The organism is Alteromonas gracilis (genome assembly GCF_043642145.1).
GTDB lineage: Bacteria > Pseudomonadota > Gammaproteobacteria > Enterobacterales > Alteromonadaceae > Alteromonas > Alteromonas gracilis_B.
The window spans coordinates 144,548-154,120 of the sequence record NZ_JBHZRZ010000005.1; the positions used below are offsets into that span (position 1 = coordinate 144,548).

14 protein-coding genes are annotated in these 9,573 nt (G+C 41.7%); 9 read left to right on the forward strand and 5 right to left on the reverse strand.

Annotation, left to right across the window (positions count from 1 at the left end; translation table 11 throughout):
• Nucleotides 1-20: 20 nt before the first annotated feature.
• Genes ACHUFN_RS12330 through ACHUFN_RS12345 form a run of 4 tightly spaced genes read right to left on the reverse strand, consistent with a single transcriptional unit; the run spans nucleotide 21 to nucleotide 2,521 of the window.
• Nucleotides 21-290, reverse strand: coding sequence for a hypothetical protein (locus ACHUFN_RS12330; protein WP_394222696.1), 270 nt, complete (start codon nucleotides 288-290; stop codon nucleotides 21-23).
• On the reverse strand, nucleotides 287-1,051 hold the full coding sequence (locus ACHUFN_RS12335; RefSeq protein WP_394222697.1) for a DUF2786 domain-containing protein: 765 nt from the start codon (nucleotides 1,049-1,051) through the stop codon (nucleotides 287-289). Before ACHUFN_RS12335 ends, ACHUFN_RS12330 begins: the two co-directional genes overlap by 4 nt.
• Complete coding sequence (locus ACHUFN_RS12340) at nucleotides 993-1,631, reverse strand: hypothetical protein (RefSeq protein ID WP_394222698.1); 639 nt, start codon at nucleotides 1,629-1,631, stop codon at nucleotides 993-995. Before ACHUFN_RS12340 ends, ACHUFN_RS12335 begins: the two co-directional genes overlap by 59 nt.
• A 2-nt stretch (nucleotides 1,632-1,633) precedes the next feature.
• Entirely contained in the window at nucleotides 1,634-2,521 is an 888-nt protein-coding gene (locus ACHUFN_RS12345) for a recombinase RecT (protein ID WP_394222699.1), read from the reverse strand.
• 310 nt (nucleotides 2,522-2,831) lie between these two features.
• On the opposite strand from ACHUFN_RS12345, the gene ACHUFN_RS12350 reads away from it, so the two are divergent.
• From ACHUFN_RS12350 to ACHUFN_RS12360, 3 genes are all read left to right on the forward strand, one after another.
• Entirely contained in the window at nucleotides 2,832-4,172 is a 1,341-nt protein-coding gene (locus ACHUFN_RS12350; protein WP_394222700.1) for a hypothetical protein, read from the forward strand.
• A gap of 169 nt (nucleotides 4,173-4,341) precedes the next feature.
• A complete protein-coding gene (locus ACHUFN_RS12355) occupies nucleotides 4,342-5,337 on the forward strand; it encodes a GIY-YIG nuclease family protein (RefSeq protein ID WP_394222701.1) in 996 nt (331 codons plus the stop codon).
• A gap of 111 nt (nucleotides 5,338-5,448) precedes the next feature.
• On the forward strand, nucleotides 5,449-5,796 hold the full coding sequence (locus ACHUFN_RS12360) for a hypothetical protein (protein WP_394222702.1): 348 nt from the start codon (nucleotides 5,449-5,451) through the stop codon (nucleotides 5,794-5,796).
• On the opposite strand, the gene ACHUFN_RS12365 is transcribed toward ACHUFN_RS12360, so the two are convergent.
• Entirely contained in the window at nucleotides 5,793-6,047 is a 255-nt protein-coding gene (locus ACHUFN_RS12365) for a hypothetical protein (protein ID WP_394222703.1), read from the reverse strand. The genes ACHUFN_RS12360 and ACHUFN_RS12365 overlap by 4 nt on opposite strands.
• Nucleotides 6,048-6,593: 546 nt before the next feature.
• On the opposite strand from ACHUFN_RS12365, the gene ACHUFN_RS12370 reads away from it, so the two are divergent.
• The 6 genes from ACHUFN_RS12370 to ACHUFN_RS12395 all read left to right on the forward strand — a co-directional run bounded on the left by ACHUFN_RS12370 (nucleotide 6,594) and on the right by ACHUFN_RS12395 (nucleotide 9,568).
• Entirely contained in the window at nucleotides 6,594-7,208 is a 615-nt protein-coding gene (locus ACHUFN_RS12370; protein ID WP_394222704.1) for a DUF6012 family protein, read from the forward strand.
• 52 nt (nucleotides 7,209-7,260) lie between these two features.
• A complete protein-coding gene (locus ACHUFN_RS12375) occupies nucleotides 7,261-7,794 on the forward strand; it encodes a hypothetical protein (RefSeq protein ID WP_394222705.1) in 534 nt (177 codons plus the stop codon).
• A gap of 21 nt (nucleotides 7,795-7,815) precedes the next feature.
• A complete protein-coding gene (locus tag ACHUFN_RS12380) occupies nucleotides 7,816-8,208 on the forward strand; it encodes a hypothetical protein (RefSeq protein ID WP_394222706.1) in 393 nt (130 codons plus the stop codon).
• Between the two features lie 111 nt (nucleotides 8,209-8,319).
• Nucleotides 8,320-8,787: a hypothetical protein gene (locus ACHUFN_RS12385; RefSeq protein ID WP_394222707.1), complete on the forward strand. Its 468-nt coding sequence runs from the start codon at nucleotides 8,320-8,322 to the stop codon at nucleotides 8,785-8,787.
• Nucleotides 8,788-9,029: 242 nt separating this feature from the next.
• A complete protein-coding gene (locus ACHUFN_RS12390) occupies nucleotides 9,030-9,371 on the forward strand; it encodes a hypothetical protein (RefSeq protein WP_394222708.1) in 342 nt (113 codons plus the stop codon).
• Nucleotides 9,372-9,385: 14 nt separating this feature from the next.
• Nucleotides 9,386-9,568, forward strand: a complete 183-nt coding sequence (locus tag ACHUFN_RS12395) for a hypothetical protein (protein WP_394222709.1) — start codon at nucleotides 9,386-9,388, stop codon at nucleotides 9,566-9,568.
• Nucleotides 9,569-9,573: the final 5 nt, after the last annotated feature.

Consider the following 9,573-nt stretch of genomic DNA (forward strand, 5'->3'; position numbering starts at 1 on the left):
CATACTATCTGAAAAGGCTCCTAACATAAAAGCGCTATGCTTATATCGAGCGTATAGGCATTGAGGGCGTTGTTCTCAACCTTAACGATTATAGCGTTTCGCTTGCCTATGTTTACTAGCGAATCGAGCAACCACCCAATAAGCGCAACAGAGGGGATGAAAAGCAAGATGATCGTAAGTGTACTGAGTGGCCCGTAAAACTCTTGACCACCTAGATAATGAAGATGGCTGGTTTCCAGATAGGCTACGAAAGACAAAATTGCCATAAAATTAAAAAAGCGTTTGCTCATAGTGACGGTTCTTTTTCTTTTTTTGACATTAGTGCTTTTGCGCGTTCACCTTCAACCTGCGGGTCTAATCCTATTTGCTTAGCATGCTCAACTCGTCGCATACAAGCTTGAACCTCTTCAGAGGTTGCATTTCGCGTGGGTGCTGGCTTATAAGTGCCTGTTTCTCCGAAGTGTTCGACAATTTGCGACATCTTAAGCGGAATGAGAGCCGTACCAATTGACGATACCATCGTTTGCTGACGTTCTTTTACGATCAATGCGCATCGGTAACTCACCTGTTGGGCAAACCCCAGTCGAAAGAAGTTTCGCTTCGATGCACCTTTCAGTTCCTGTTGCTTAAGTTGCCTTTCACACGCTTCGACAAAATATTCAAATGTGAGCTTCGCCACAATGACGTCTGCTTTGAAACCTTGGAACATAAACGACATATTAGTTTCGTAGATTTCGCGCTGGCGCAGCACACGGCAATCATTAAGTGATGAAGAGGCAGATGCAAGTGCAACCATCCATTTTGGTGTGCGCGAGCCATTGAGTTCGTATTTTAGCTCAAGGAATTGACTGCCTTTAGCGGCCTCAATATCAGAAACTTCAAGTTGGTGCTTGTCCATCAAGACTCTTGCTCGTCTGGCAGCGATCATCGCTTCATTGGGTGAGGAAGAGTCATTCGCCATTGCCAACAACTTGCTAATTTTCTCGATGATTCTATCCATGGTTTCTGACATTAACTTTATACTCCAGTGCTGTTTCACTATGTACTTCATAGTAACACCTACCTTTAGGGCGCAAGGTTACCGCATGTAAAGGGCGATGAGAAAGTATTCGGTTCAAGTCACTTAAGAACTTGTCGAGTCCGTCGTAGACATCCCTGACTGTGACGCGGTGTACCAACCAGCCTTTTTGCAGGGCGAAAGATTGCTTCTGTCGGTCACGATTAAATGATTCCTTATCTCTGTGAGGTCCAAACCCATCACTCTCGATAAACACTTTCCACGGCAGTAACGAGAAGTCATACCGAAAGGCAATTTCATGGCCCGGTAATATAACCTCCGATGCATGTTTGCCGCCGTCGCTATATCGACCAAACTCAATGTCCAAAAGTGCATGGATTTTTACAAAGGGGTCAGGGGAAGGGTAATGACAGAACCTGTGGCCATATTCTGTGACGCCGTGTTTTTCTTTGCTTTTTTTGCTGGTGGCTTTAAGCGCTTTATCACTATGCTTTGCCGCCGGTGATGAGACCATCTTGCCGCCCATCGACGTTTTTTTCTCCATGTGTTTGCGAATTTGAGACTGCGCGTGCTTGCCTAGCTTGCTAATGTCCTGCTCAGATACGATCCGCATGGTCACGCCTGCCTACCCAAGGCTGACATAGAACGACGTTTGCGAGGTAGTGTTGCCTGTTCTTGTTTCTCTGCCTGTTCTTGTTTCTCTGCCGGTTCAGCTTTTTCTGATTTTGCTTGCTCAGCCTTTTTGTTGACAGGGTTATTGGGAAACTCGGTCGCAGATAGCTCCTGTTCGTGATCTAATAAACCAGCCAAAAGTCGAGTGTTGTTACCAAAGCGAACCCAGTTTTTAGCTTCCTTGCGCACGGCTGTTTTACACGCCATTTGCATAAAGAAGTTATCCCAATACGTCGAATCAGCCATTGCCCTAATCTGATAAATTTCTCTTAGGTCAACAATAGAGGATGTTTTCACACCATTGCTAAACTCTGTAGCGCAAAAAGCGCCAACAATATCACCGCGCCCCTCTCGCAATGTCGCTAAGCCGAATTCATGCTCTACCGCTTGGGTACCGTCTTCACGCGTAAACACACGAAACTTGTCATCATTTCCGTGCACAGTACTAGCCGTGGTGACCTTAATCGAATCTGATAGCACAGCCAAACGAATAAGGCCGTTATAGCTCGAAAAGATATGAAACCCATCCTTTGACATGGTGACGTAAGCAAACATCATCCCAGACTCTTTCACTAACGATAACCCATGCTTTGCAACATCAAGAAATGCTGATGTTAAACGGTTGGCGTCAATAAGATGCTGAGGTTTGACGAAGTTGTTTTTCATTAATTCGTTCAAAAATGCTGTTAGTTCTTGAGAGAAATCTTTTGTTAAGCCCATGCCATGTTGCTCTTGAATAAGTTTATTAAAGTCAGATTCACGCTTGTCAATGAAAGCTTTTGCTTTCTTTAGGATGTTGAACTTTTCAGTCATCAATGATTCGTTAGACATTATCCGCTCCGCGATATTTGTTACTTCTTTTCTATAGGCACATCATCTCACGGCAATTTATAAGGCAACCCCTTCAAATTAGTTGAAACAGACTCTTTGAAAGACAAAGTTAATGGAGCTACGTATCATAACCATGTCCATGAAAGACAGCGCTTAATCATAGAAACAGTGTCCATAAAAGAATGAGCTTCTTGATAAAGCTGCGTCCATGAAAGAACAAGGTAAAGTTTGATATTCACAGTGGCGAGGCTTGCCGCCTCCGTCTATGGGGTATGATGAAAATATTAGAAACATCATTTTTAGGGATGAAATGAAAGTTAATTTAGCGGAATACAAGAAGAACAGACCCACTATTGCGCCGTTGTTTGATTACATTGAACGAGCCACAGAAACAGGTTTCTCCGACCACACGCATAGTGACACCTTACCTTACCCTGAAAACATTGATAGGTTTACAAAGTTGTTCTTGCCTATGTTTTTGTATTCCATCACATCAAAAGAGTTTAAAGACATGCTGTCGTTTATTGCCGATTGGACGGAGCATTTTCATTTTACTCGCCCCAATTTGATGCTGATTAAATACCTCGCGAATAAAGCTCCAGACGTCTATCACCGTTTAGCAGAGGGTTTGCACGGCGAGGCAGGTTTCTCAGCTTCAGGGCTGGCACACGAAGGAGTATCTACCTTTTTACAGGCGCGTATCATTGAGGCAGCACATCTCGCCCACAAAGGGCCGACAATTTCGTACCACCCAAACCTGTATCAAATGTTACGACTGACGGATACCGACAAGCTCACAAACATCCCAATCACAATGGTTAATACGCCCTACAAGTCGATGTACTTAGACTGGAACAGCCTTAACACTGATATCGCTGATGTAGACGGTATGGTGTATCAGGGCTGTTATGTACAAACAAGGGTTGTTACATGGGAAGCGATGGTGGATGGCAATATTATTGCCAATGATAGGGCCCTACAGGTGGCATACGAAAAGGGTACCATCAAAGATAATGAAGATGTTCTATTCTTCGATATGCTGTTTGTAGGAAAGCCTGAAAATGAAGCCGCCATGCAGACAACCCTATTCTCGATTGCAGCTTCAAAGGTAGAAGGTTTGTCCATCAAAGACGCGGTTTTCGATGCGGAAGAGGCAAGTCAGCATGCGTTTGTTGGTATTCCAATAGATGACATGAAAGAAGGGATAGCACTGGTAATAAATACGCTTTTGTACATGACGGCGAAAAAAAGCGTGCGCGAAGAAATGAAAGAAATGGCGGGGATGGAAAAGAAGATCCTCAATATCAAGAATCCCGCCAAAAAGAGAAAGGCGCAGGCACGGTTAAAGAAAAATACCTACGACTATGTTCGCATAGGTAAAGCATATGAATTACACAGGGAAGATTCGACAACAAGGGAAGGGAAACAAGGAAAGCAGGAGCCACACATTCGTTTAGGGTTTTTTAATACGTTTTATAGAGGGGACCGCATTCTAAAAGACGACAATGGCTTACCAGTGAAAGATAAAGATGGTAAGAGCATCCCGCTCCCTATAGAAAAGCGTGCCAAAGAAGTCAGATGGGTAATGCCATACTTGGTTAATGCTGACTCGTTATCTGATATTTCTGTGAAGCGTAGAAAGCTCGCTTAGTGATATAAACATTTGCATATAATACATACACAAATCCAATCTAAATTAACCGTGATTAAAGCGGTTCGTTTCTCCTAGATATTCCCATCTTCAAACTTAGGTAAAAGCTTTATGGCTGGCCATTGAAGGTGCATTTCAAAACCCAACTAAATTTTTCCAAACAGGCAAAATGGATAGACCAATTACACTAACTAAAGAAAGGTTAGAAAAAGCGACAACTACCAACGGTGGTTACAATGCCAAGCAGCTTAAAGTGCTTGGTGTCGGCTTCCCACCAAAAAAAGGCTGGAAATCATCTCTTGTAGGCACTCAAACGAACTTAACTACGTTTATAAAATTTGTTAAAGCGTCAGGAAATACCGAGTATTTAAGTGAGGTAGAAAGGATACTACCTAAGCTATCTCCTCCCACATCAATGCAGGAACTGTTTTCAAAACCAATACAAAAGCAGACGGTGAGCCCAGAAGCAGACCGCAAGGTGACGCCGTATGTGGCGCCTAATGCAATCAACTACGCTGACTATGCGTGTTACCCCACAAAGAAGAAAGCTTCGAAAGCGTTAAAAGCGCGAGTTAAAGTAATATTGAATTACGGCATACATAACGCGGCTAAACTCCTGAGCGAGGAAAGCAACAACTATGACGACTTGGCAAAGCATATTTGTGAGATTGAAGAAAAGTCAGTTTTGCCCGTGGATGTAGAACTTCTTAGGCGTTGTTTAAGATATGCCCGGATACGGATTTTAATGAGAAATGGTCGGGCTGAAGCGGTGAAGTTGCCACCAAAGCCAACTCCTGAAGAGCAGGAAATGATGCATAGACTTGGACTTGAAAACAAATTAACGAAGTCTATGGAGAAGCGCATGCGCGTCGCCAGACGTTATGAAAAAGCAAGTAAGGTAGGCTCTTATAAATATAAAGATATGTTTTCGGCCAATAGCATAGATAGGCAGCAATACCTTTACGTGATACGTCCAGAGAATAGTAATAAGGTTAAGATTGGCATCAGTAAAAATCCAGCTAAGCGGTTAAACGCATTGCAGACGGCAAATGCGGAAAAACTGCATATTTCGTTGGTACTGAAAACGAATGATATAGCAGTCAATGAAGAGGGCAGAATGCACAGGTACTTTAAAAGAAAGGCGCTTAAACGGAGAATGGTTTAGAGATATTGACGACGTTGAGATCGTGCATGCTGTAGGTAATAGGGCAGAACCTTTGTAAGAGGCAATAGTTCACGTATGATAATCTCCTTTACATTTGCAAAGGATTACAGAATGCATATAGAAGCCAATGGGAAATCACCAAAAGAACTGTGCAAAGAATTAGAAAAGCTCATACAAGATGAGCATCATGAAGTTGATTCAATAGTGATAGGTGATTTGAGCCATATCAACCACCGGGCCGAATGCCATAACGGAATTGTGGTGGAAAGTGTAGAACATAATCATGGCAGCACCTATACACTCTCCTACAGTTATGAATGGAATGTATATAACGGATGCGCAGATATGAACGAACATGATGAGGTTCACGACTGTATAAGCTTTGACATTGATGAGCAAGGTAAGCTGGTGTTTGAACAAGTCGTCTTAGAGCCAAGAAGCACTTTAGACGAATTTTAATTTTTAAATGCATTATCCGTGCTGTCATCAAACTTCAAAGTAAAAGCGCGGGGGTTAATGGCATTACCACAAAGCGTTTTACCGTTCACCAATTCTATGCCGACGCGAAGAAAAAAGTTGAACTCAATGACCTCTATACCCTGATATGCAAAAAATGCATTGCTAGGGAGTCTGCTGTTTGCTGCTGAAAGGGCTTTTAATTCGGTCATGTCCATGTTTTTTAAGCCATATGTAAGAGAAAAACTGAACATACCAAATACGGTTCTTTAAATTAACTGGCCAAAGATCCAGATTTTAATATAGAGAGCCATTTCATTTTTTATCTGTATAAAAAATAGCGCTAAGAAAATTCACTTGCAGTATAATAGGCGCATAACGTTGTGAAACGTTTTCAATAAAACATCTTAAGCAGTAAACGAATTAAAAATTAAAATAATGAAAAAGGGAAGAAGTAGCCCTCGCATCAAGCGCTAACAGACAAACGGCCAGTAACATGTTCGAAAATAATGTTATAGCGAGTATTGGGGAATTATCCTCAACCCAACCAGTAGTAACCTTTTTGTTGATTGCCTACTTGTTTTTCAGTAGGAGTTGTAAATTAATGGAGGCCTACTGGAACAGACATAAGTAAATTGAAAATTATGTAATTCGTTTTAAAGCCCTCGTTAGTCGGGGGCTTTTTTTATGTCGCTTCACTACTCACAATATCGTTTAGCGCCAAATTTAGGCGCCTAAATTGCCACGCTCCTCGCATTGCCAGAGATATGATAGTTCCAAACTATATGAGGATCGAACTAATGCTCTTGCACCTAATTCCAAAAATAATTAACAAGTATGCCTACGTTACAGTTTCGCTGGTGGACATAACCATTCCAGAGTTCAACCTAACGTTACGCGGAGGCATTGACATAATCACACGCAAGCCTTACCCCAATAAAGCTCATCATGTTGTTTGTCGAAAGGTAGGCAGGAAAGCAATAAATGGAATATTCATCGAAACTGGCAAAAAACACTCCAATTTCAGTGTTGAAACCAGATGGAGCTTAGACGCCGAGCAGGTAATAACACATAGGGTTAATTACACTGTACTTGATAGCGATTACGACTGCATTAGTGACGATCCGCTTAACTGGACCAAAACAAGAGAGGGCAATTTTAAGTGCAGAACTCCTGAGCGATTAGCAAAGTATTCGCCATTAGAATCAAAGGTTGCGATGGAGGTATTGTTTGAAGGCAATAGCAGTCCCAAAAAGTGCTTTTACACTGATACCTTTGAAAATGGTTTACTAATAAAACGTGTTGAAGAGAGCCATATTCCTACCATTGAGTACGATCGCCTTCAACACTGGCAAGAAATGTCCGGTCGAATTCCATCGCTTGACGATGCTTTTAGGGCTTGCGCTCTTCAATAATCAATTAAGATGATACCCTAAGTAAGGTTTTTAATTGGAGTAGAGGCAAAGTATGCGTGGCGTTTCGTATGACGGAAAAAGAGAAAGGTGGCGATGCTTTCATGTCAGTGGTAATAGGACATTTCAACCCCGTTTTTCATCTGAACATGAAGCTTTCTGGAAAAAGATTGAGCTGTGTGCAGATGATGGCGTCTTCCCTTTTACAAAATCGGTCAAAGAAGGGAACAAAAACCCTAAATCTAGGATTTCTGGCATCAGCTATCTACCGGTAGGCGTAAGAGAGCACTTTTCAAAAAGTGGAAACTGCTGGCGTGTAATAGCGCATTTACCTGATGGCGAAGCAGGTAAAGAGTCTACAAAGGAATACCGATACGAGGATGGTGACTACGTGAATAGAGAGCGAGTGATTCGCCAAGCAGCGTGGGACAGATATGAGCATTGTAAGGGGCGTATTATGAAAGAATCTGCTCGTCAAACACCAGTGAACAAATCATTGCTTAATCGCCTTTTCGAAACCACAGAAGTTGCACTCCAAACTGAATTAAACCAATGTTTTAAAGCTTCGGCGAGCGACTTATCTCATTAAATATCCAAGGAAGTACCCTTTATGTCTAAAAACTATGAAACGTTAATTGATGAAATTATGGAATTGACGATAAAAACAGCTAGAGGTAACGGGGTTAACGTAATGGGCCTCGTCTATCCAGCACTTAACGTTAGAGAGTCGCTTAAGAATTGGTTTTTATTTGCTGAAGATGCACCTGAACTACCTACCAAAGAGGAACTGAATTTGTCAGGTAGATTGATAGGTCAATTCGAAGCTGAAGCCCATGCTACAGCCATAGATAAGCAAAAAGTTGTTGGAGTGTGGACTGATGGTGTGATGTTGACAGCAGATAATGGCAACTCAAAGATGATGCCCGGTATAGCCCCTTGCGCATTCAAATTGAAAGCTGGCCAGCATTATAAAGTCACCGTTGAAGAGGTCTCGAAAAAGTGACGTAAAGCACGTTCTCAAAATGAATGTTGCTGTATCAGCAGGTGGTAAATACCTAGCTAGCTGAATCATTTGCTAAGGGCAGAAACCTAAATCAAATTAACGGGAAACAATATGAAAAACATTGGCTGGGTTATAGCAATATTTTTTGCTGCGTTGTTCACTATCAATTCTTTAGAAAAAGAAGGTGAGGAGCTTGATTATGTTATGGATTCAATGAAGTTTCTTTTTAGTTGGCGTGCTAATCAAGATTACCGGATAGCTTGCCATAAAGAGAGCAAAAATAATCATGGAGATAATGCTGTAAGCCTTGGGCAGATAGGCGATCTAATTGATAAGGGATTTTTGGTATGTCCACTAGAGGGTAGGGTAGGAGTTCCGTTAGGCGTAGGTAAAGCACTAGTTGAAACAGCTTATGTCCCGCTGCGAGCTGCAATTCCCTATGAGATTGCTAAAAACGCTTTACAGGGTGAGGAAAATAAGAGGTGTAGCGATTACATCAAGCCATTATTAGTAGCCTGTCCGAGTTTGCTTAAGCCTTATTTGGAAAGGGTTCAGTTCATTGAAAATCCAGAGACATAATCAATAGTTTCAGGATGTAAAAGGAATCATCATGATTAAAAAATATCCTTCACCAATCATACATTTTGGGTTACAGACAGTGGCTAGCTCCACGATGGCTACGAAAAGTGTTGGCAGGTACAGAACTTCATAGATCTTGGTTAAGCGGATATATGGGGGTTTTATAAAGAAGCAGGTGAGAGGTTCGGTGTGTGTGACAGGCACTGGTTTGCGAATAGAACTATCAAATAGGAAAAACATACATGATTTTTTTTATCCCTATCATAATCTTTTTTTTGCTCTGGGTTTTTACTGGGTTTTATCTTGCGACCCAATATCAAAAGCTTTTTCAGCAGGTATTTGAATTTAGAGAAAGAGTTAAAAGATATGTGCTAGAAAATGGCACAACTGATGAAAAGCTTTACAAGCTGGTAATTGAAAGTTCACGGGATATATTACCAAGTAATCATTCTACCAATATAGCGAAAAGCAAGAAATCGCAAACATTTATGTCTGATGAGAAGAAGCTTTTAGCGGGTATGGTGTGCGGGGCGGTCTTGGGAGTTGCTATTGCGGTTCCGGTTTATATTTTTATTAATTTCTGATAGGAAACATCGTCATGCAATCTAGCGAAAATAAACATTCAGAAATGTCCTGTTTCTCCTGTGGTGGGTCTGGTGAGCAAGCGTCCATTCATGGTGAAAATTATCCAGCTGAACCTTGTGGCCTGTGTCACGGTGATAAAGTGACATACCCATCTTCTGATGAAGATATTAAACGTCCGTATTTGGCAAGAGGTTGATAAAG